Origin of the sequence: Corynebacterium sp. ES2715-CONJ3 (assembly GCF_024814365.1) — a bacterium.
In the GTDB taxonomy this organism is placed as follows: domain Bacteria; phylum Actinomycetota; class Actinomycetes; order Mycobacteriales; family Mycobacteriaceae; genus Corynebacterium.
Genome location: NZ_JANUXS010000004.1, coordinates 183,546 through 205,975, shown reverse-complemented (window position 1 = coordinate 205,975; position 22,430 = coordinate 183,546). Strand labels below are relative to the sequence as shown.

The following is a 22,430-nucleotide window of genomic DNA, read 5'->3' as shown; positions in this document are numbered from 1 at the left end:
CCACGGATTTTTTGACAGGGTTTTAGTCTTCCTCTTTGAGTCGCTTCATCAATTCACTAAAAGGTATCCGATCGTCGCCAGCCTCGACAGATCGTCGACCGTGACCTGCTGGCGCAAGGGCCATCGCGGCCGTGTGCTGAGAGGCGGTTGGATGAGAGTGAGTAGTGGACTCATTATGCCCGAGTGCTTGAGAAGCGCGCTTGATAAAACGCGGTGCCCACCAGTTATCTTCTTTGAGCAGGTGCATCACTGCTGGTACTAGGAGCATACGGATTACAGTGGCGTCGAAAAGCAGGGCGAAGATCATGCCGAAAGCAATATATTTCATCATGATGATATCGGAGAAGCCGAAGGCTCCACAGACCACGATCATAATGAGCGCTGCAGCGGTGATGATGCCGCCGGTATGGGCGGTGCCGTATTTGATCGCCTCATCGGTGCTCATGCCTTTATTGCGCGCTTCAACCATGCGTGAGACTAGGAATACTTCGTAGTCGGTACTGAGCCCGTAAACAATTGCCATAATGAGAACGAGCACCGGGCTCATCAGCGGCCCAGGGCTAAAGTGGAACAGAGAGGCGAACAACCCATCGACAAACATCCATGTGAGAATGCCTAAGGTGGCACCCATGCCGAGCAGGGTCATGATGACGGCCTTAGCCGGCAGAATGAGTGAGCCGAAGACGAGCGCCATGAGGAGGAACGTGGCAATCACAATATACAAGGCCATATAGGGCAAGGTGTCAAAAAGAGCCTCGATGGACTCGACTTCTAAAGCGGGAGTTCCACCGATATAGAGATTCACGCCTTCAGGTGCCGTAAGGCCGCGCAGCTCTTCGACTACGCGGGCATTGTCCTCGCGGTCAATAATGCCAGCCGATAGGATAGTGGTGCCATCCATGGTTGGGGAGGAAGGGCTCAACCGTGACGTAAGTCCACGCAGCTCAGCGGCTTGCTGGTAGACCTGGACGAGCTGCTCATTCGTGGCATTCTCCACGACGAGTTTGATAGGTTCTGTGCGAAATTCCGGAAATTCCTCGTTAAAGAGCGATTGGGCCTTGCGCACGTCATGGGATGGTGGGAGGTAAGTTTCATTGATGCCGCCGAAACTTATTCCCGTCAGCGGCAAGGTGAGCGCCATGAGGCCAGCGACGAGTGCGATGGTTACAAGCCCTGCGCGTTTCATCGCGAGTGCGGGAATGCGGTACCACCACGTGTCTTCAATGGGCCGAGATTTCGCTTTTTTGCGCCGTATCGCCAGGGCGTCGATACGTGTGCCTAGGATGCCGAAAAGGGCAGGCAGCACGGTTACCGAGAGTAGAGCGGCAAGTCCGACGGCGCTCATTGCCCCGTAGGCAACAGATTTGAGGAAGGCTTGGGGGAAGAGAAGGAGCCCTGACAGCGCCACAGCAACCATAGCGGCGGAGAAAACTACTGTTTGCCCCGCGGTGGCGGTGGTGATGCGCACCGCTTCGCGAACGTCGCGGCCTTGATAGAGTTCTTCGCGGAAGCGGGAGACCATAAAGAGGCCGTAGTCGATAGCAAGCCCCAAACCGAGCAAAGTGACGACAGACTGGGCAAAGACATTGACTTCAGTGAGTCCAGCGAGGACAGAGAGGACGCCCAAGGATCCTAGAATGGACAGTCCGCCCACGATCAGAGGCATGAAGGCAGCCGCCAGAGAGCCAAAGACAACGAGGAGGAGTAGCCCAACCGCGGGTAGCGCATAGACCTCAGCGCGTTTAATATCGCCCGCCATGCCCGCATCCAAAGCATCGGCTACAGCAGTGGCTCCTGCTACCTGGACTTCTACGCCATCAAATTCAGGGGAGAGATCTTGAGCGATCGCACGGAAATCCTTGAGCGTTTGCTCGCCATCGCCCTTTAGGGAAATGGCAGCGAAAGCGGTGGTTCCGTCATCGGATTTTAAGTTAGGATTGCGCTTGTCGAAGAAGCTGATGATAGATTCGATTTCCCCGGAGTGCTGTTGTGGTAGCTGCTCTAAATAGCTCTTGATAGCTGGGAACTGCGATGATTTCTCAATACCCTTGGGATCGGTAAAAAGAAGGATAATATCCCCAGAGTTATCTCGACCAAAGGTTTCTAATTCGATCTGGGCCGCTTTGGTGGATGAAGAATTCGGGTCATCCCAGCCCTCTTGACTCATGCGTTCCGCTAAGCGCACACCGAAGAAGAAATGCAGCAGCAGGATAGCCGAAATGATGATGAGCGGTACGATTTTGCGGTGTCGGTAAGCGAAATCACCCCAGGTGCTAAACATATTCTTCTCCTAGCCTCGCCCTGTTAAAAGGCTGCTCAGTGGTCTAAATGGAGGCAGCCACGCACCGTGATCAGGCAGCGAATCCAAAGAAATTCGAGGCAAAGGTTCACGAAAGACGCCCGGGATTTCCTCAAGGTCAACGAAGTTAATATGCTCGCTTGCTACCGCCCACGAGGCATGTTCGTGAAAGCCGATGACGGTTATGACAACTCCATCGTTGGCGAGTTCTTCAAGCTGCGGGAGAAAATTTTGTCCGTCGGCGGACGCGACGATGACCCCTTTAAGAACGCCCTCTTTGTGGCGCTTTTCAATATGCTCGAGCATATCGGGGTCCACATCGGTATCGTCGGTGAGTTTGGGTTTAGCAAAAACAGCGAAGCCGATATTGCGCAGTGCTTCCACCCAGGGCCGAACGGCATCGGAGCTACCAGTGGAGACATTGGTAAATACGGTGGCCTCGGCTTCGATTTTCACGCCAGTATGGTGGGCGAGTTCGCCTGCCTTGGCCAATAACCAGTGCCCGATGGCGTCAAAGCGGGGGCGGTGGTTGGGGCTGGGACGCCCACCTAGGATGGCGCCAAGCCCCATATCCATATTGGGTGCGTCCCAGACTAGAAGAAGGGTGTCGCCCGATGCAGGGGAGGCGCCGCCGAGAACGAAGGAATTATCCATGATTAACCTTTACGCCACAAGAATTCGGTGATGGTGTGATCTTTGTCGAGGCCTTTGCCTTCGAATTTGGTAATCACCTGTCGGTCGGTGAGCTGAGGGCATTCAGCCCATGGCCAAGGCTGGTAGATTAAGTGTGGTTCAACTGAGATAAGCTCGCTGATCCACTCAGTATAATCTGCGTGATCGGTGGCGATATGAAGCACTCCGCCAGGCTTTAAGCGTGAGGCGATGAGATTGAGGACCCCGGATTGCACGATGCGTCTTTTGTGGTGTCGCGCTTTGGGCCAGGGATCAGGGAAGAAGATTCGGACACCGTCGAGACTCTCGGGGTTAAACATACGGGCTAAAACCTCAACGCCGTCGCCGCGAATCATACGGATATTATTAATATCGTGACGCACAATAGCGCCCATGAGTTTGGCGAGTCCCGGTTTATATAGCTCGCAGGCAATAATATTGGTATCGGCCTCTAAAGGAGCCATGGCTGCAGTTGATGTGCCAGTGCCCGAACCAATCTCAAGGATGGTGGGGTGGTGAGAGCGGCCAAACCATGCGTCAATATCGATAATCTCATCGCTGAGAATGCGACCAAGGTGTGGCCACTTTTCTTCCCACATTTTTTCTTGATTCTCAGTCAGGGTGCCGCGACGGAAGCTGACGGTGCCGAGGCGGGGATAATCAAGATTATTATTAAATTCGGTATTGAAATCAGTTTGAAGTGGACGGCCTGAGGGAAGCTCGCCCACCCTATTTTCAGAGTGATCAGGAGTATTCATCGCCTCTATCTTGCCCTTGTATAGTGCTGAACTCAATATTGGGTGCGCGGAATTTAGCCCTCGCACCTGTTACTGGTGTGACTCAAATTGACAGTCAGTATAACCGATCCCTTCTTTGGCTAAGAGTTGGTCCTCAGGTGTCACCCCCGCAGGCTGCTCTTTAGAGGTATAGGAATAATCGCTTAGTTGAATGCGAGATCTCAGGCTTAAAGGCGATGCAGGCAATGACGGCGGATATAGGGGCGGGGGTGCGATCAGGGCTCTCCGGAGCTTGTGTCTTTTGGGTAAGGTGATGTCTTATTTTCTGGTGGAGTGCTGCATATTCTTCCTCGAATTCTAGGCATGGAAGAGCTGCGAGAGGAATAATTTTTATGATTATTATCACCCCCGTTTCCTCAATTAGTCTCCTTAGATAACGTCAACCTGCTGCAGTTTCTTCCAAATGGTGAGAAGTGCGGGGGATTATGAGGGGGGAGTTTCATCAGGGGTAACAAAGGTTTTATTTGCCGAAAATGTTAGAATACCACCCTCTTAATCAGGTAAATTGGGGTTTAAGATTTTTATCACAGCAAGTGTGAGTCATTGCGTTAAGAGTATCTCTCTGTTTGGTTTCCCCAGTGTGTGGGTGTTTTAGTGGAGAGACTTAGCTCTAGTGTGCAAGCCTTTGTGATCTTAGTCTCTAGAATTTCGGTTAGTGATTTTCGATAATGGGGATATAGTGAAAATCGATAGCGATAAGCCTGAAAAAGCTACCGATGAGACATCGACCCACAACGTTAGGAGAGAAAATGTCACACGTAACCATTAGCGGGCTCAGCGGCGAGGCGCCCACCACAAACGAGAAATTGCTCGAGTGGATTGCGGCTCATGAGAAAATATTCCAGCCCGATCGCGTTGTCTTCGCCGACGGTTCCCAAGAGGAGTGGGACCGCATGAGCGAAGAACTGGTTGAGGCGGGAACCCTCATCCGTCTCAACGAGGATAAGCGCCCCAATTCCTTCCTCGCCCGCTCCAACCCTAGTGACGTCGCCCGCGTCGAATCCCGGACCTTCATCTGCTCCCCAACCGAGGATGGCGCTGGCCCTACTAATAACTGGTACGAGCCAGCGGCTATGAAAGAGCTCCTTACCGAGAAATTCACGGGCTCGATGAAGGGCCGCACCATGTACGTGGTTCCCTTCGCTATGGGTCCGCTCTCGGCGGACGAACCTAAAATTGGCGTACAGCTTACCGATTCCCCGTATGTGGTGATGTCCATGCGTATTATGACCCGCATGGGACAGGCCGCCCTCGACCGCTTAGGCAATAAAGATTTCGTGCGCTGCCTGCATTCCGTGGGCCATCCACTAGCTGCGGGAGAAGAAGACGTCGCGTGGCCGTGCAACGACGATAAATACATCACCCACTTCCCCGAAACTAAGGAAATCTGGTCCTACGGATCGGGTTATGGTGGAAACGCTATCCTCGCCAAGAAATGCTTCGCCTTGCGTATCGCTTCAGTTATGGCGGAGGAAGAAGGATGGATGGCTGAGCATATGCTCATCCTTAAGCTCACCAACCCCGAAGGCAAGCACTACAATGTGGCCGCCGCGTTCCCATCCGCCTGCGGTAAAACCAACCTTGCTATGATCACCCCCACTATTCCCGGCTGGAAGGCTGAGGTTGTGGGTGACGATATTGCCTGGCTCTATATCGCAGACGATGGCTACCTCCACGCCTTTAATCCTGAGAACGGATTCTTTGGTGTGGCCCCTGGTACCAATTACGATTCTAACCCCATGGCTATGAAGACCATGGAGCCGGGAAATTCCCTATTTACCAATGTCGCTTTGACCGATGACGGTGACGTTTGGTGGGAAGGCCTCACCGAGGAACTTCCAGCTCATCTGATCGATTGGCATGGCAATGACTGGACCCCGGACTCCGATACCAAGGCCGCCCACCCTAACTCACGGTATGCGGTCCCGATTTCGCAGTGCCCTATTGCTGCCCCAGAGGTGGATGATCCCCGAGGCGTACGCATCGATGCCATCCTCTTTGGCGGCCGCCGCCCAGATACCGTCCCTCTCGTCACCCAAACCTATTCGTGGAACCACGGAACCTTAATCGGTGCCCTACTCTCCTCAGGTCAAACGGCTGCCGCTGAGGGGCAGGTAGGCACCCTGCGCCACGACCCTATGGCCATGCTTCCATTTATTGGATACAACGCCGGAAAGTACCTCCAGCATTGGGTTGATATGGGAGTCAAAGGTGGCGATAAGATGCCAAAGATCTTCCTCGTCAACTGGTTCCGCAAGGGTGATGATGGACGCTTCCTGTGGCCTGGATTTGGCGACAATTCTCGCGTCCTCAAGTGGATCGTCGACCGCATTGAAGGCCGCGTAGGAGCCGAGGAAACCGTCGTGGGCTATACCGCACGCGCCGAAGATATCGACCTCACCGGCCTAGAAGGGTACTCCCCTGAGGACGTCGCCCAGGCCCTCACTGCTGACCCCGATAAGTGGGCTGCGGACTTCGCCGAGAATTCAAAATATATCGACTTCCTCGGTAAGAGTGTTCCCGATGAGGTGCATCAGGAATTAGCTAAGCTTGGTGAGCGAATCAAGACTGCGCAGCAGCGCTCGTAGCAGCGACAAACCACTCTCCTCAAAGCACTCCGGCTACAAGCTGGGGTGCTTTTTGCGCAGTATAATAACCAAATTACTCACTAAAAATTCCCGCACAAGAGGCACCCGCCAGATCCACCACGCCCACCAAGGATGATAGCGAGGGAAGAAGGCACAAATTTCTACCTGATGAAGATCCACTAAAGCGTGTGCCCACTTTAACCCCTGGCTACACGAGACTGCGAAAAGAGACTGTCCAAAAAAATTCTTGGGCCTATGACCATGCTTTCTCTCATAATGCCAGCGGGCAAAACGACCACCCACGTAGTGCTGCCACAGACCCGTCTCATGACCGCCAAAGGGTCCTAGCCAAATGGTATAGCTGATAAATATGAGCCCCCCAGGTGTGGTCACACGCGCCATCTCAGCCATCATCGCCTGTGGATCAGGAATATGCTCAACCACATTCGAGGAATAGGTGATATCAAAGCTATCGGTGGCAAAAGGCAAGGACATACCGTCTCCGCGAACCATCATATGATGGGAAAGTCCCGCTGCTGATAATTCCCGCAGATCCGGCTCCAGACCCACATAATGAGCCCCCGCACGAAAGAATTCTTCCTCGAAGTACCCAGGGCCGCCTCCGATATCAAGAATGCCCCGGCCGTGAAGATCCCAGTGGTTAATATCCTTGGCTAAAGCGGCGAGTTGTTGAGCACTATCTTTTGCCAAGAACTGGTAGAAAAAATCCCGATCACTACGCTCTTTTGTGACTGCTTTCAATAACTCCACGGAGCGGCTCAAGGTAGCGAGTCTGGCAAGCGTAGGCAAAAAGGTGGGCAAGCGCATCCTTTCAGGATCTCATGGATCTTGAAAAAATTGCTAGTGTTGAGCACGATTGCTATGAAAATAATTCTGCTGTGTTGGCGCGACACCACACACCCCCAAGGTGGTGGTAGTGAGCGATACCTTGAGCGAGTGGGCGAATATCTCGCTGCCCAAGGCCACGAGGTCATCTTCCATAGCGCCCGCTACCCGGGTTCCCCATCCAGCTCGCAGCGTCACGGCGTTCAGTATCTTCGCAGTGGTGGGAAATTTACCACCTATATATCCACCGCCTGTCAGCTTCTATGGGGAAAGTTACGCCACGCAGACGCGATTATTGATACCCAAAACGGCATTCCGTTTTTTGCCACGCTATTCTCTAGAGCCCCTGTAATCCTCCTGGTGCACCACTGCCACCGGTTGCAATGGCCCGTAGCAGGAAAGTTGATTGCGAAAATTGGGTGGTTGATTGAATCCCGCATAGCTCCTTGGGTATACGCCGACCACCCCGTCGTTACAGTCTCAGTACCCAGCAAGGAAGAATTGGAAGAGGTGGGCTATGCGCCGGAGAATATCACAATCATCCATAATGGGATCGATCCTCTTCCGCCATCGGTACCCGCGTTACCCCAGGACCAGCGTCCTCACCTTATTACTCTTTCCAGGCTCGTGCCGCATAAGCACATCGAAGATGCCATCGCAGTGATGTGCAAGCAGCCGACGGCCATCTTAGATATCGTGGGTTCTGGGTGGTGGGAGGATAATTTACGAGCCTATGCTCAGTCCCTCAACGTCTACGATCGGGTGGTTTTTCATGGCCACGTCAGCGAAGAACGCAAACACGCCCTCTTAGAGCGTGCCGATCTCCACCTGATGCCTTCGCGAAAGGAGGGCTGGGGGATCGCGGTCGTTGAAGCCGCCCAGCATGGCGTCCCTACGATTGGCTACTCGAGCTCTGGGGGGTTACGCGATTCCATTGACCACGGGAAAAGCGGAATGCTTGTCGATACTTCGGAACAGATGGCAACGATGGTCGGCGACTTATTGCGAGATCCTACCCAGATTGCCCGCCTCGGAGACTATGCCAGGCACAAAGTGCAAGGTTATTCCTGGGATGAGACGGGCCGTGCTTTTCTTGATCTGATTAACCGCCAGGTGGCCATAGACAGAGCCCCCACGCCACTCATGAGCCAGATAAGAAGAATGCTCAAGCCCAGTGTGAAGTCGCGGCGCTGAGATTCGAAAACCTCAATATGAGTGATGGGTAATGGGCTGAGAATGCCACCCTTTTTGATATGGCTAATGCCCATGCGATTAAGTTCATCCACCCGTCCAGTGCGATACGCATCCACCGCGTGCAAGAATTCTTCGCGCGGAGGATCCGCCACTTGTCCCTCGACTTTGAGCGCCCCAGAACTCAGCAGAGGCAGCACCTTATGTGCGGGATCGACTACCACTCTATCCCCGAGAGTGAGCAAGCCTGAGGAATCGAGATTGAGCACTGCGCCGCGGTATTCTTCTTGTGAAAATTCTTGGCCCAACTCCTCCCACTCCTTCGAGAGGGGGGTAGCTTTTAAGGCCTGCATACTCAACGAAGCATCCGGGACATTTGCAAGGGCGAGCAGCACCACCACAAGTGCTATCGACGGGCGCATTCGCGCCGCCGCCCATGCTAGTCCTGGGATGAGAAGGATGGCGAGCTTCTGTGAATCTCGCACTAGCGCTGCACCAGGAATTATCCCAAGAATAGTCGGATAAACCCACACCATAACAAAGACCAGGATCGCTCCTGCACTCAAGAGTTTTAGACGCCTGGGCATAAAAGCGGCCAGTAATACGAAAAGAATAAGGCCAGCGATTCCGAACCCCATGGTCCGCGAAACTGGTATCGCCTCGGAATTCCAGATCCCCCCCAAGCTCAAAAAACTTCCTAATGTGCCCAGACCTTTCTCAGCGCGACCCAAAAAGAGCGAGGTATCAGAGGCTATGGGAGGGTGCAGTATGCTGGGGACGAGCCAGGGCAACGCACAGATGACCGAAAACGATGCGACGATCAGACGCTTAGCAGAGACAGTCCACGCCGTGATGGCTGCAAAAATGAGACCAGATGGCGTCAAACTACATAGCCACACCAAAAATAACTGGCTAGCGGGTCGTCGGCGCAGTACTACGATTGCCGGCAACAGCCAGGCCACGAAGGCCAATGACCAGTGCCCTTGGAGGAAGCGCTCGATAACAAAAGGATTCCATACGATAATCGTGATCGCAGCCATTCGCGGCAGCGTACGCATACTCATGTGATAGCCTGCCCATGCCCCTATGCTGGCGGCACCAACGAGCAGGACACGCACAACCCATGAAGCAGGCAGAAGGATCCCGATCAGAGCTAAAAAACCATCTTGCGGGACAGCTCTCGCCGGCTGGAAACCGAAGCCAACTGCATCGAGGTGCAGGATCGGATGGTCGAGTACCACCATATCCCGCCACAATAAGGATCCAGGGTGAATGAAAACTCCCACGATCGCCATGATCAAAAATCCCGCCCACATAATTGCTGGATCCAAACCCCACCGCTTGGGTATGCGAGCAGTCATATCAACTCTTTTCAGCGGTTCGGCACCTAGCGATTCTCAGACGGTGGCTCACGGAATATACGATCAAAACAAGGGCAAGTACCTCGATCATATAAGGAATAAGTTGGCCAAAGAAAAGCGTCCGAACCGTGGGGCGAGCGAGCTGCACCAGTGCCTGTTGGGTTGCCTCATCCCATTCAAATCGCGCCTTGAAAATTGTTCGATACTTATCGCCTGGGATCTCCTGAGGGTCCGACAATTGTGCAGCGCGCGCAGTGTCAGTCGCTTCACGAAGATTCTGGGCGAAGAAAACGTAAATATTATTGACCTCATTGAGGATGACACCGGTATGCGATTCGACAAAAACGCGTCGGTAGGCGGCGTAGTAAGGACGCAGCGGCACCGTACCCGCCGCCGCTGCCGCAGAACCGGGAGAGTAAAAGGCTGAGGCTTCAACATATAAGTCACGATTCGAGAGATCTGCCAGCGTGGCGCTGCCTGATGAATCTTTTTTATGAGCTCTTCCCTCTGGAGACAGATTTTCTAAGATAAGAGAGCTGCTGGTTAGGGCCGTTGCCGGTATTTCTTGTTGATACACCAGTACGTCGCCTGCGCTCGCACGTGGTGAATCGCCGCGGGATATCGTCTCCACATAATCCAAGGGGGCCTCTTTACCTGCCAATATATCGAAAAATCTATAGCTCACTCGTGCTGGCTTATAGGGAAAGAAATATTGCAGTCCGCCGCGGGCGAATTGGGAAGAATCGATGTGGAGATTGAAATAGGGCGCCGTCAACTCAACGGAAGAACGGGGACCAAGGACGGGAAAGGCTGTCTGTGCATCTAATTCGACATCATCACTTATATGAAAAAGCTCTACGCCCTCGTTGGTGCTTAGCCGCTGCTCGGAGTGCACGCTGATGGTATGATCGCCGCGGTGCTGCGGATTCTGAGCAGCTGCACTACGCACTCGACGCTGGAGAGTCACGTCCTGGAAATCGAGACGACAGGGGTGAATATCTACGCAGGTTTTCGTGGGTTTGATGATCTCCGCCTTGGTGCTCTGGGAGATCATCTGCATATCCCATCCGGGCTGCAATGGGCGCAGAGTGAGAGCTAACACATCCGGAGTGAGATGAGCTGCGATCATCGCTTACCTCCTTCGATTCCTGCAGAGATTTTCGTACATACTTTACTTCCCCGTGGCGCTCATAGACACTAAAACTATGTCTGAAAACCCTCATATTCCGCGTTTTAAACCTGCCCTCGAAGGAGTGCGGGGGGTTGCGGCGCTAGGAGTCATGACTACTCATATCGCTTTCCAAACCGGTCTTGATCCGCGCAGTGTAGGGGGAGCTATCATTGCCCGTTTCGATTTCTTCGTGGCCGTTTTCTTCACGCTTTCGGCTTTTGTATTGTGGCGACAGCATCGTTACCAGGGTTATTATATGCGCCGGTTCGCCCGTATCGTACCAGCATATTGGATTATGGTATTGCTAGCGTGGGCACTTTTATCTGACAGCTTTGCAATGAGTAAATCACTTATTATTGCACATCTAAGTTTTACACAGCTCTACATTCCGCAGGGTCTTATCGGCGGATTGACTCATCTGTGGAGTTTGGTCGTCGAGATAGCCTTTTATCTACTCGTTCCGCCGTTATATTGTGTGCTGAAACGTTTCCCTCCCTGGGGGCGCATCTTAGTTATCGTGGCCTTGGCAGCTATCAGTTTGGGATGGGCCTGGCTGCCGTGGGTTATAGCTAGCCCGGCGCCTGGAATCGCCAACCGGCAGATCTACCCACCCGCTTTCTTTTTATGGTTTGCACTCGGAATCATAGCCGCCGAACTAGAACCGCGATGTGCAGGATCGCCTTTGGCTCGAGCATGGTTTAGGGCGCGCGTCCCGTGTGTTGTTGGCGCACTCATTATTGCCTATATCGCGGGCCAGGAGTGGGTAGGGCCTCTAGGGCTTACTCATCCCAGTCCTGGAGAATTTACGGTTCGAATTCTCCTTGGGGGAGTATTCAGTATCTTTATTATAGGCCCCTATATATGGGCGGAGGGGAGGTCGATTTATACCACCGCACCCGTCACGTACCTTGGCCGGATTAGCTATTCTTTTTTTCTTGTCCATCTCCCCGTCCTTTCCGTGGTCATTACAATGACCCAGACACCTCTTTTTTCTGGACATTTTCTTACTATTTGGGGGTGGACCTTTTTCGGGTCGCTCGCACTTGCCTATGCGGGGTATGAGCTGGTGGAAAAACCTGCGCAGCGGTGGATTTTAGGATTGTTTTCTCGTCTGAAAGATCAACCTATATCGTGATTAAGCTCTGGTTTTTCTGCGTGGTGAGTTGTGCTAGATCTGCTTGAAGTTGTAACTTAGGTGTGCTTAACTTTATATTCATGGAAACGGTTATCCTCTAGCCTTCTGCACCTGGCATCTCCAGCAGGTATATAGATGGACCCAAAATCACGTAAGTCCAGGTGGACGATCGTTTCCGAGAAGAATATAGCAACCTAAGTGAGGTTGCCAGCACAACTGACCACAACCTCCCCTGGAACACACTCGTATTATCGATGTTACTGGGGAGTACAAGCTAGAAGATTGTCGAGCTTTAGAGATGAGAATTTCTCGTTCCGTATTATCTTGCTGCGCACTCGCAGGATCTGCCGCCCTCGTTCTTGCCGGCTGCAGCTCCACCGATGCAGGCATGGAGACTACTACCGATAACGCCAAGATGGACAGCGCTCAGGTGGTCCACGCGGTAGCAACCACAACTCAGATTTGTGATTACCTGACCCATATCGCCGCCACTGGTATGACCTTGGAGAAGACAGATGCTCAAGGTCAGGAGACCACCTCTGGTTCCGGCGATGTTACTCTTGACCTCACCTGCTTACTAGCTCCTAATGCCTCCGCTCACGAGCACGAGATGACCCCGAAGCAGATGAAGGCACTGGGCAATGCTGACCTCTTCTTTGTCAACGGCGTAGATCTTGAGCACTTCCTCGATTCTGCTATTAGCTCCTCGGGCTTCAAAGGCACCATGGCTGTGACCTCAGGTGTGAGCGATGAAAAAGGTGAGGGTTTCGATGTTGACCTCGGCGTAGAAAAAGTAGAGGTTCGCGAGTGGCCATTCATAGAACCAGGCGAAACCCCAGAGTTCACCCACGATCCTCATATCTGGACCGATCCGAAACGGGCTGCCATTCAGGTGACCAATATCGGTTCAGTGCTCACTAAAGCTGACCCTGCCGCCGCTGACGTATTCAAAGACGCAGTGGATACCTACAAGGCTAAGCTGGATGAACTCGATCAGTGGGTTCAGGATTCAATCAACTCGGTGCCTCAAGAGAACCGCACGCTGTTTACCTCCCATGACGCCTTTGGTTATTTTTCTGAGTCCTATGGCGTGAAATTTGTCGGCGCCGCTCTCAGCGACTTCAACCACCAGCAGGATGCTACCGCTGATCATATCCAGCAGGCTGCTGAAGAAGTGAAGGCCTCTGGCGCTCGCGCTCTCTTTGCCGAAAATTCCAATAACTCGAAGTCGATCGAGGCAATCGCGCGGGTCGCCGGCGTTAAGGCTATTACCGACGAAGACGCCCTCTACGGCGACTCGTTGGGCCCCGTAGGTTCCGCTGGTGAAACCTATATCGGTTCCATTATCCACAATGTGACCACCCTGGTTGAAGCATGGGATGGCACCGTAGCCCCATTGCCAGCATCGTTGCAAGAGTTCGCCAAGAACTAAACGCTTTCTAGGCGCATTATATCTGTACCCCACAGCCCCTCTAAGAGAACTAGAAAAGGTGGCTGTGGGGTCTTGAACTTTCAACAGAAAAAATTTCATCGACACCCTCGCCCCCATCAAAGGAATACTGTGACTACTCCACGCACCCCCGTAATCACAATGGATAAAGTGTCCTGCGGTTATGGGCCAGAAACCGTCTTAGCCAATGTGAATTTCCGTCTAGCCCATGGTGATGCCTTGGGTCTGATCGGGCCTAATGGTTCCGGCAAATCCACCCTCCTTAAAGGCATTATCGGTCTCTGCCGGGTGCAAGGCGAGATCGAATACGATGGCACTGTGGGTTATGTCCCCCAGTACCAAGATGTCGATTTATCCTTCCCCGTCACCGCTAAGCAGGTTGTGCAGATGGGACTCTATGCATCCACCCCATGGTGGAGAAGAGTATCGGCACAGAAAGTCGAATATGCACTCGATGTCGTTGGGTTATCTGATAAAGCGAATACCCGCTTCGGCGATCTCTCCGGTGGTCAGCGGCAACGCGTACTCATCGCACGTGCACTGGTGACCGAACCAAGTCTTGTCCTTCTCGACGAACCCTTTAATGGTCTCGATGTGGAATCGAGACGTGTCTTAGTGGAAACCATTAGGCGCTTAAAGGCCAGCGGTACTGCCATTATCATCTCCACACATGACTATGATCTTGCAGATCAGGTGTGCGAACGCTGTGCTGAGGTCGGTGGCGGCCAAGTCAATATCAGAGATACTCACGATGTCCTTGGTGGTCGGGCTCTATGATTACCACAGAGCAACTCATCGATATTTTCACCGTCCCTTACCTTTATCGCGCTCTAATTGTGCTCGTCATACTGGGAATTATTGGTGGTATCGTCGGTGTTTTAGTCAACCTGCGGGCGGTTGAATTCTCGGTGGAGGCTCTGGTGCACTCCATTTTTCCCGGAATGGTAGCAGGCCTTGCTATTGGCGGCATTGAAGGCATTATTCCAGGCGCTGCGCTGGTAGCGGCTTTAGCGGCTTTTATGCTCACTCTCACCACGAAAAGACAAGCTCCGGAGGCAGGTACCGCAGTGGTGTTGACCAGCTTCTATGGGATCGGCGTAGTGATGAGTTTGGCGATAGGCGATTACTCCGGTCAGCTCGATAGCCTTATGTTCGGTCGCCTGCTCGATATCACCCCTACTCGGATGAACCAAGCTTTGGTTTGTGCCATTATCGCTCTTACTTTAGTTCTCATCACCTGGCGCCAGCAGGTACTTGTGGCTTTTGATCGCACCTTTGCGGAGGCAAATAAGCACAAAACGTCCCTGATTGATGCCTGCTTAAATGCAGCCATAGCCGCCTGCGTGGTGGCGGCTTCCTCGGCGGTGGGAGTGCTGTTGGTAATCGGATATCTCGTCATCCCGGGTTCTGCCGCTCGACTCTTATGCCGCACCCCGAGGTCAATGGTGGTAGTAGCAATGGCCTCCGGCATTATCGCTGCCTTTATCGGTGTCATTGTGATGAATCTGAACCTTTCTCGTCAGGTATCACCCCAGGCCGCTGTATCCCTTTCATTGATCGTGGTTTTTGTGCTGGCTTTAGTGGTAGCCGCTCTTCGAAGCAGGCTTAGCCCAGGGACGAAACGTACCTTCCACAGTCGCGGGAGTTTAGCTGATGCTTGATATCCTTTTCCTTCCTATCATCGAGGTCATCGTCGTGGGCGGACTGATGGGCGCCGTTGGTGCGCTTGCAGTATTAGGAAAGCGCGTATTCTTCTCTGAGTCCCTATCTCATGGCACGTTCCCCGGAGCCGTTCTTGGCGTGGTGGTGGGCCAGTTTATCGGTGGCGATCTCAGTCTCTGGCTCTTCGCAGGGGCGGCGCTATGCTGTATCCCTCTGGCTTTACTGATGCGCTATCTGGCAGGTTTGGAGGGCATTTCCGCGACGGCGGCTGCGGGTATTGTTCTGACACTCGGCTATTCCCTTGGCATTTTTCTGCTGAGATGGTTCCAACCATTGCCGCTGAAAGTTGAGAGTTTCTTAACTGGTTCTTTGGTGTCGGTCAACCATATGGATGTGTATTCTGCCATCGGAGTAGCGGTGGTAGCCACGATAGTTCTCGTCACTTTCGGGCGGAACCTATCGCTCTATTATTTCGACCCCGTCGCTTTTAAGATTTCCCATGCGCGTGCCGGACGTTCGCTGGTCCCTTTTATCGCGGAGCTGCTGACTCTGTCGCTTTTATGTGCCTCAATGGTGGTTGCTATCCCGGCGGTGGGTTCGATCCTCTCCATAGCACTTCTTGTAGCCCCTGCTGCCGCACTGAAAGATTTCACCCGAACTTTCTTCGGTCTGATTATTGCCGGCACCGTGGCGGGTATCGCTATTGGGTTAACTGGTCTAGGTGTGGCGGTCTATTTGAATTATTCAACCGGTGGCACTGTGGCGGTTACGGCGGGATGTTTCTATCTACTGTCGCGACTTATCCTGAGCGCACAACAGTATCTGGTTCCGGCTTCGGCCCGAAGACCAACAGCAGCAATAAGGTAGCGCTTAGTACGGTGACTGCAAGGTTATCGCCGGCATAGTTCGGTGCTGGCCAGGGAGCACGAGCGTACCAAAGAGCCAGGACAACTCCGGTGCCCATCATGAGGGCGCCACGGCTAAAGTAGCTGTAGCGACTGATAAAACTAACCACTACTGCCAGGGGTGCAACCCACCACCCAGCGGCCAGCATGAGCCCAATTAGGGTGATAGCAGTGATCACACCATGCGCTAGGAGAGAGTCCGGGCCTAAGGGATACAAACGGGGGCGAGCACGTGCACTCAGCAGAGCAATAAGCGCAGTAAAGAGAGACATCAGCGCGCCGAGGAGGAGGCCGCTGCGATAACCCGACTCCCCGGCGAAGCGGAGACGAAATTCCCCACCATTGTTAGCAGGGAGAACAAAGCCTTGCATTCCGGCGTTAATGACCATCGGACTTAGTTGCTGGTTTCCAAGGGTGGCTTCAAGGCCTGATTGATAGGCTCGCGAGACGAGGAGAACACGATCATATTCAGTCGGTTTGATCGTAGCCCCAGCTATGGCATCTGTAGGGTGAGAATCTTCTAGCGGCATCAAAGGGGCGCCCTGTAGCTGGGCCCCCACCTTTTCTAGCCGCACCATATGTGCATAACTTTCCATGAAGTGGACGCCTGGACTAAGGGTAAGCCGATCCCCACACCGGTAGCGCTGCTGATCAATGAGCACCGAGTTTTCACATGGTTGGGCCACAACCTCGACCTCCACAACCTCCGGTACCTCAAAAGAGCGTTCCAGTACGGCTGTGGGATAGAAATAGCGCTGGAAAATCCATGCTTGAACCCCTCGAGGTGCTGCGGGCACTCGAATACTGGATGTTATGGGATGGTTGATATATCCAAAATCGGCTACCCCTACTGGCACTAGAGAACGGCCTAGTTCAAGCCGCACCCCGTGGGAGGATCCTCCGGGTAGACGCAGCTGGTAATCTTTACCAGTTTGAAGCTCCTTAGTGATATGTGCGTCCCCATTGTGCACAGTTACCGTGGTTGTAACAGCCTGATGGGTGCGGGCGCTGAGCCGCACTGAGATAACTGGATCAGGTACTTCCGCATCAGGGCGCAATTCAATCCATTCGCCTGCAGATGCTCCGGCTCGTGGGTACCAAGCACTCACCGTTCTCGAGTCGATGGCAGCCGTTGCCGCTTGATCAAGACGAGGAGCGGGAAAATTAGTGGCATCGGATGCCGCAGAAGAACTGGTTACAACCCCGCCTGAGAAGACCAGAGTACTTGCGGGAGCTGATGAGGGATAGTCGATGACACGGTGGGTGATATCAGCGTGATCAGATCGCGGTGCATCTGCGCGTAGCGCCGCGGAACTGTGTCCGAGGGAGCCGTAGTTGCGGGCTACCTTTATTGGGGTATCACTGATAATAGTGGATTGATTGAAGGTAGATTCAGTGGCTAGTTGGTAGGCTCCAGCACCCATGAGGGCGAGGCCTTCACCGCCAGCGGAAACTATAGGTAGCTGATCGAGTCGAGCCGTAAGGAGCTGTAAATCTGGTTCGATTAGGGCTATCTCTACCTCGCCGAAGCGCTGGGTAGGTCCATAGAAATCGAGAACCGAATCAGCTCCATGGGAGCTGTTCACATCGTGGCGCACGAGCACCGCACCGATTCCGTGACGGCGCAAATTATCCAGTGTCGGAACTACCGTCATACCGTCTAAGCCACGAATAGCCTCGGAGTTGATCAGGGGAATAGCATCGCGTACCGCAAAGGGAATATCGGTGAGAAATTGGATGGGTTCATCCCTTGTCCACCCCCATTCCTGCCGAGCGAAAGCACGGGCGGGAAGAACCAAAGTGCGGGTATGGGCAGCATGGGTTTCTAGATACTCGGCGGCCTGATACCAATAAGAGGGGATCTTCTCGAAAGCGCCCTTGGGCATCAAACCCCCCGACAGCGCGGGAAGAAAGGAAGCTACGGCCAGCGTGGATATTAAGACCTGGGCCGGAATTTCCTTCGGGTGGGAGGAGAACCGTGTTCCTAAGTGGGCGATGCCCACCATAAGCGGAAGCCTTAAGAGAGCATCGAATTTCGAAATATTGCGAAGGGCCACAAAAGGCCCAGAATCGAGGAGGGTTGGAATATGCCCCGCTCCGCCAAAAATAATGAGGCCGACGCCGAGCACGAGCAGCCAGAAGGAACGATGGGAATAGGACGCTAGTCCCCATAAACCCATGGTAGCCACCGCTAGGGTAAGGACGACCGCAGTCGGGGAGGAGACTAGGAGGAAACCGGCACTGCGTTCACTATCAACGAAGGGCACCCAGCTCGTAGTCCCTCTAAGAATCTCAGCAAGATTGAGCCAGCGCGTAGTGATAGCCGTATTTTCGATGAAATCCACGAAGGGGGCGCTGAAGCGAGAGAAAAAACCCAGCGGAATAATCCACCAGCTATTTATACCCAGGACCCCCACTCCCCACCAGAGAAAGTGCTTGAGAGTTCTACTGCGGTAAGAACAGCAGCTCAGTTCATAGATGAAGTACAGCGCCGCAGGTAGAACGGCTGCCCAAGAGGCTGTGGCATTAATACCCCCTAAGAAACCTGCAGCAATAACCGATAATGCTATTGATCGCTGGGTGCCCATTATGGGCAGAAGGATCCAGGGGGTGAGCATAATGGGCCACACTTCAGAGGAAATGGTGGTCAGATTGCTCAGAGTTCGGGGTGCTAAAACAAATGTGAAGCTGGCTACGATCTGGATATAAAAGGTACCGATGTCCAGCTTTTTTAGTAATAGGACAGATCCTAAATAGCCCGTAAAGAGAACAATGAGCCACCAGCTACGCTCTACGATGACGAGAGGGATATTCAAAACGGAACCAAGAAGAAAAAATGCTCCGTGTGGAAAAAAATATCCGTAGGCCTGATTTTGTAATTGCCCGAAAGTGAAGCGGTCAGTATAGAGATTGAATGCATGGCTGAGAAACTGTCCTGGGTTGATCAGGAGGTCCATCTTAGTGTCGGCGCTGATAAGACCTGGCGGTTGCAGTGAAACAATGAGCAAACACGTGACGAAGCCAATGAGCGCCGCACGCTGAGTACTACCGTTGGCGCTGGCCACCTTCATTAAGTTTCGCGCCTGCATGATATGCGCAGCTAGTTGCGCGATCCGTATTCCGGATCGCCGAGAATAGCATCTGAGGCCGATAACCCGTTATCGAGCTGAGCAGGGCTATCATCGATAGCAGTATTACTTCCGACGATAGCTGCGACACCGAGAGCAATGCCCACAGCAGCGCTGGCAATAGCCGGCCCTAGGGTACGCCATCGCAGAGAATCGGAAGAAAAAGCCATAATGACCAAGATACCAGCCACCGCTTGACTCCGTCATCTTGCCCACCACATCACTCGATGAAGACGGCTAAACTAGCAACAGGACTCAACAGGGAAATAATCAAAGGTCGTGATCAACGGTGTCAAAGAAGCTCGCAACGCTCCTTGGCACGCTCACCGTATTCGCACACAGCTGCACGATCAATACAGATAATCGCCACGAAGTCGAAGCGCCGGTGACCACGTCGTCCCCCATGCCTACTCTTCTACTACCTCAACAAGAACTTCCGCCGGAGGACCCGGCATTAGTGCGCGCCCTCGTCGGGCAACTTATGATGGTTGGCGTCAATGATTTCGATGACGCCCTTTTCGCCTTGCGTCAGGGTGTGGGTGGGATTTTCATTCGATCTGATAGCAACCCCGAATTACTCATCACCCCAGGCCGTGACCTAGCTACTCTGCGACGGTTGATCGGGCGCCCCTTCGCTGTTGGAATTGATTTCGAAGGCGGTAGGGTTCTCAGACATCGGGAAATATTGGGTGACTTCCCGTCCCCGCGGGATATGGCAGATACGTTGAGCCCCGATCAAGTACGCGGCCTCGCTTTCGAGATGGGCACTATTCTTAATCAGCACGGTATTACGGTCAACTTCGCCCCCGTCATTGATGTAGATGGTGACGGACTGGCGGTCGTGGGCGATCGGGCCTTTAGCCATGATCCGCTCCGATCGTCTCTCTATGCCACGGCCTTTGCTCTGGGAATGCGCGATGCTGGGGTGATCCCCGTATTTAAGCATTTCCCAGGTCATGGACGAGCTACTGGAGATTCCCACCATGAGACAGTGCGCACCCCGCCGCTCGATGAGCTGATGACCAGGGATCTGCTGCCTTATGGCGCCATCGCCGACATTCCTGATGCCGCAGTGATGGTCGGACATATGGTGGTGCCAGGTCTGGGGGAGCTGCCTGCAAGCCTGAGCCCTCAAGCATACGAGTTACTGCGTCGAGGTCATTATCCAGGGGGCAGCCCATTTAGCGGGATTATTTTCACCGATGACCTCTCGGGGATGCGGGCAATCAGTGATCAGCTCTCGATACCCGAGGCGGTGGGCCTGGCGCTCAGTGCGGGGGCGGACCAGGCACTGTGGATTAGTACCGCTGAATTGCCCGCGGTTATCGATCAGGTCACCGCTGATTATGGTACGGAAAATATAGCTGAACTGCGTACGCGCGCCGAGCGAGTGGCTGCTTTACAACGTTAACGGGGGTACTGATCCTGTTGGTCTAGATCAACAGCACCGGTAGATTAATAGCGGTGGGCACAAAGACAAAGAAGAAGTCTCGAAGAGCAACCATTATCGCTGGCATCCTCATCGGGCTGCTGGCCATTGTTGCTGCCGTCATTGGGGCTGATTTTGCACTCAACCGCGGCACTATCGCACCTGGAACCGCAATTGGTGGCGTAGATGTCGGTGGCCTCAACAGGGCTGAGGCGCAAGCTAAATTAGAGCTGGAATTGGGGGAGAAGTTTTCCGCACCCGTCACCATTAAGGCGGGGGAAATCACAGCGACCATTGAGCCTTTGCGCGCCGGGTTGGGTATCGATTGGGATCAAACCCTCTTAGCGGTTGAGAATCAACCTTTTAATCCGATTCGTCGCTTCATGGGACACTGGCGTACCTATGAGGTTCCCGTAGTCTCGAGCGTAGATGAGAGTCTGCTCAATCCTGAGCTCGACCGCCTCGTCGCAGAGTTAAACCGGGAGCCTATTAACGGAGCTATTCGCCTCGAGGGGGGAACGGTTATCGTCGATCCGCGCCCCGAAAATGGTCAAGTTGTGCAGCGAGAATGGCTCGCCACCAGTATCCCAGCTGAATGGTTGAGTCCCCAGGGGGTCAGCGTGGATGCGAGCATTGTCAATCCCGAATACGGTGTGGATAAGGTCCAGCGCGTTGTCGATGGTATTGCCGCCGAGTCAGTCTCCGCACCAATTATTGTCCACGGCCGCGACGGTATCGACGGGCGTATCGAGCCAGCTCGCATGGGTGAAGTCGTCACCTTCGTAGCTAAAAATTCTACCTTCATTCCAGAGGTCAACCCAGAGTTAGCTCGCGAAATCCTATCTGAAGGCCTAGCACAAACGGAAGTTCCTAAAAGAAATGCTCGCATAGATTTCTCCAATGGCTCTAAGGTTGTTACCCCCCATGCTGATGGAGTCATGATCGATTGGGAAGAGACACTCAAGGAACTCCCCCAGCGCATTACGGGAACAAGCCCGAAAGAATTTGATGCTATCTATCGTGATAACCCCGCGACCTTCACGACCGAGATGGCTCAGGTTGCCACCTTTGACCAACAGGTCTCTAGCTTTACAACGTCCGGTTATTCGGGCCCATCGGGGGTCAATATCAAGCGGGTGGCAGAGATGGTTTCCGGTGCCATCGTGGCCCCAGGTGAAATATTTAGCCTAAACGGTTATACCGGGCCCCGCGGAAGAGCTCAAGGCTATGTAGAATCTGGCGTTATTTTGAATGGCCGAGCAGATACTGCGGTTGGCGGCGGAATTTCTCAGTTCGCTACTACGTTGTACAACGCTTCCTATTTTGCTGGAATGCAAGACATCACCCACACTCCGCATAGCTATTATATTTCGCGCTACCCCGCAGGTCGCGAAGCAACGGTCTATGAGGGTCTCATTGATCTGCAGTTTAAAAATACCTCTTCCCATCCCGTTCGCATTGTCACTGCCTTCGGAGACGGAGCTATTACGGTGAGCTTTATGGGCGTAAAAACTGTTGAGGTGGAATCTGTTAATGGCGGACGGTGGGCCTATACCCAGCCCCAGGTGATGAATGTATCAGGAAGTAATTGCTCACCTTCTGGCGGTGCTCCTGGTTTTACTACGAGTGATACCCGAATCATTAGGGATTTGGCGGGTAACGAGCTTAGTCGCGAAAAACAAGTCACAATATACGATCCATCGCCGATCGTTCGATGTCGCTAGAACTGCCCTCATTTGGGGGCGGATACATTTGTTGAATATAAAGCGGTTAAAATGTGAAAATGCTATTATTTC

Annotated in this window: 16 protein-coding genes; 9 read left to right on the top strand and 7 right to left on the bottom strand. The window is 53.3% G+C overall.

Annotation, left to right across the window (positions count from 1 at the left end; translation table 11 throughout):
• Positions 1-22 precede the first annotated feature (22 nt).
• The 3 genes from NXT00_RS06460 to trmB are packed head-to-tail and all read right to left on the bottom strand — an operon-like array spanning position 23 to position 3,729.
• Positions 23-2,281, bottom strand: coding sequence for an MMPL family transporter (locus NXT00_RS06460; RefSeq protein WP_259158461.1), 2,259 nt, complete (start codon positions 2,279-2,281; stop codon positions 23-25).
• Positions 2,282-2,290: 9 nt separating this feature from the next.
• Complete coding sequence (locus NXT00_RS06455; protein WP_259078599.1) at positions 2,291-2,953, bottom strand: NYN domain-containing protein; 663 nt, start codon at positions 2,951-2,953, stop codon at positions 2,291-2,293.
• A gap of 2 nt (positions 2,954-2,955) precedes the next feature.
• Complete coding sequence (gene trmB / locus NXT00_RS06450) at positions 2,956-3,729, bottom strand: tRNA (guanosine(46)-N7)-methyltransferase TrmB (RefSeq protein WP_259078601.1); 774 nt, start codon at positions 3,727-3,729, stop codon at positions 2,956-2,958.
• A 788-nt stretch (positions 3,730-4,517) separates the two neighbouring features.
• Here trmB and NXT00_RS06445 point away from each other — a divergent pair.
• Complete coding sequence (locus NXT00_RS06445) at positions 4,518-6,356, top strand: phosphoenolpyruvate carboxykinase (GTP) (RefSeq protein WP_259078602.1); 1,839 nt, start codon at positions 4,518-4,520, stop codon at positions 6,354-6,356.
• Between the two features lie 33 nt (positions 6,357-6,389).
• Here NXT00_RS06445 and NXT00_RS06440 read toward each other — a convergent pair whose 3' ends face one another.
• A complete protein-coding gene (locus NXT00_RS06440) occupies positions 6,390-7,178 on the bottom strand; it encodes a bifunctional 2-polyprenyl-6-hydroxyphenol methylase/3-demethylubiquinol 3-O-methyltransferase UbiG (RefSeq protein WP_259158460.1) in 789 nt (262 codons plus the stop codon).
• A 60-nt stretch (positions 7,179-7,238) separates the two neighbouring features.
• On the opposite strand from NXT00_RS06440, the gene NXT00_RS06435 reads away from it, so the two are divergent.
• The gene (locus tag NXT00_RS06435; protein ID WP_259078606.1) at positions 7,239-8,396 is read left to right on the top strand and encodes a glycosyltransferase family 4 protein; all 1,158 of its coding nucleotides are present in this window, start codon (positions 7,239-7,241) and stop codon (positions 8,394-8,396) included.
• A 1,359-nt stretch (positions 8,397-9,755) separates the two neighbouring features.
• Here the strand turns inward: NXT00_RS06435 and NXT00_RS06430 are convergent.
• A complete protein-coding gene (locus NXT00_RS06430) occupies positions 9,756-10,883 on the bottom strand; it encodes a DUF3068 domain-containing protein (RefSeq protein WP_259158459.1) in 1,128 nt (375 codons plus the stop codon).
• A 76-nt stretch (positions 10,884-10,959) separates the two neighbouring features.
• Between NXT00_RS06430 and NXT00_RS06425 the strand changes: the two genes are divergently transcribed.
• The 5 genes from NXT00_RS06425 to NXT00_RS06405 all read left to right on the top strand — a co-directional run bounded on the left by NXT00_RS06425 (position 10,960) and on the right by NXT00_RS06405 (position 16,039).
• On the top strand, positions 10,960-12,060 hold the full coding sequence (locus tag NXT00_RS06425) for an acyltransferase (protein WP_259078608.1): 1,101 nt from the start codon (positions 10,960-10,962) through the stop codon (positions 12,058-12,060).
• A 298-nt stretch (positions 12,061-12,358) separates the two neighbouring features.
• Complete coding sequence (locus NXT00_RS06420) at positions 12,359-13,492, top strand: metal ABC transporter substrate-binding protein (protein WP_259078610.1); 1,134 nt, start codon at positions 12,359-12,361, stop codon at positions 13,490-13,492.
• A 129-nt stretch (positions 13,493-13,621) separates the two neighbouring features.
• Complete coding sequence (locus NXT00_RS06415; RefSeq protein ID WP_259158458.1) at positions 13,622-14,287, top strand: metal ABC transporter ATP-binding protein; 666 nt, start codon at positions 13,622-13,624, stop codon at positions 14,285-14,287.
• Entirely contained in the window at positions 14,284-15,171 is an 888-nt protein-coding gene (locus NXT00_RS06410; RefSeq protein WP_259078614.1) for a metal ABC transporter permease, read from the top strand. The genes NXT00_RS06415 and NXT00_RS06410 overlap by 4 nt, the downstream gene beginning before the upstream one ends.
• Positions 15,164-16,039 carry a metal ABC transporter permease gene (locus NXT00_RS06405; protein ID WP_259078615.1) on the top strand — a complete coding sequence of 292 codons (876 nt, stop codon included), beginning with the start codon at positions 15,164-15,166 and terminating at the stop codon, positions 16,037-16,039. Before NXT00_RS06410 ends, NXT00_RS06405 begins: the two co-directional genes overlap by 8 nt.
• Here NXT00_RS06405 and NXT00_RS06400 read toward each other — a convergent pair.
• Positions 15,972-19,142, bottom strand: coding sequence for a DUF3367 domain-containing protein (locus NXT00_RS06400; RefSeq protein WP_259158457.1), 3,171 nt, complete (start codon positions 19,140-19,142; stop codon positions 15,972-15,974). The genes NXT00_RS06405 and NXT00_RS06400 overlap by 68 nt on opposite strands.
• 35 nt (positions 19,143-19,177) lie before the next feature.
• Positions 19,178-19,375 (bottom strand): DUF2613 domain-containing protein, encoded by a 198-nt coding sequence (locus tag NXT00_RS06395; RefSeq protein ID WP_259078618.1) that lies wholly within the window; start codon positions 19,373-19,375, stop codon positions 19,178-19,180.
• A gap of 119 nt (positions 19,376-19,494) precedes the next feature.
• Here NXT00_RS06395 and NXT00_RS06390 point away from each other — a divergent pair, with 119 nt between their 5' ends.
• Entirely contained in the window at positions 19,495-20,616 is a 1,122-nt protein-coding gene (locus NXT00_RS06390; protein WP_259078619.1) for a glycoside hydrolase family 3 N-terminal domain-containing protein, read from the top strand.
• Between the two features lie 53 nt (positions 20,617-20,669).
• A complete protein-coding gene (locus NXT00_RS06385; RefSeq protein WP_259078620.1) occupies positions 20,670-22,358 on the top strand; it encodes a VanW family protein in 1,689 nt (562 codons plus the stop codon).
• Positions 22,359-22,430 lie beyond the last annotated feature (72 nt).

Bases quoted from the DNA above. Each gene is read 5' to 3' on its own strand.
- NXT00_RS06460 (WP_259158461.1), bottom strand. From the start codon at position 2,281: ATGTTTAGCACCTGGGGTGATTTCGCTTACCGACACCGCAAAATCGTA.
- NXT00_RS06455 (WP_259078599.1), bottom strand. From the start codon at position 2,953: ATGGATAATTCCTTCGTTCTCGGCGGCGCCTCCCCTGCATCGGGCGAC.
- trmB (WP_259078601.1), bottom strand. From the start codon at position 3,729: ATGAATACTCCTGATCACTCTGAAAATAGGGTGGGCGAGCTTCCCTCA.
- NXT00_RS06445 (WP_259078602.1), top strand. From the start codon at position 4,518: ATGTCACACGTAACCATTAGCGGGCTCAGCGGCGAGGCGCCCACCACA.
- NXT00_RS06435 (WP_259078606.1), top strand. From the start codon at position 7,239: ATGAAAATAATTCTGCTGTGTTGGCGCGACACCACACACCCCCAAGGT.
- NXT00_RS06430 (WP_259158459.1), bottom strand. From the start codon at position 10,883: ATGATCGCAGCTCATCTCACTCCGGATGTGTTAGCTCTCACTCTGCGC.
- NXT00_RS06425 (WP_259078608.1), top strand. From the start codon at position 10,960: ATGTCTGAAAACCCTCATATTCCGCGTTTTAAACCTGCCCTCGAAGGA.
- NXT00_RS06420 (WP_259078610.1), top strand. From the start codon at position 12,359: ATGAGAATTTCTCGTTCCGTATTATCTTGCTGCGCACTCGCAGGATCT.
- NXT00_RS06410 (WP_259078614.1), top strand. From the start codon at position 14,284: ATGATTACCACAGAGCAACTCATCGATATTTTCACCGTCCCTTACCTT.
- NXT00_RS06405 (WP_259078615.1), top strand. From the start codon at position 15,164: ATGCTTGATATCCTTTTCCTTCCTATCATCGAGGTCATCGTCGTGGGC.
- NXT00_RS06395 (WP_259078618.1), bottom strand. From the start codon at position 19,375: ATGGCTTTTTCTTCCGATTCTCTGCGATGGCGTACCCTAGGGCCGGCT.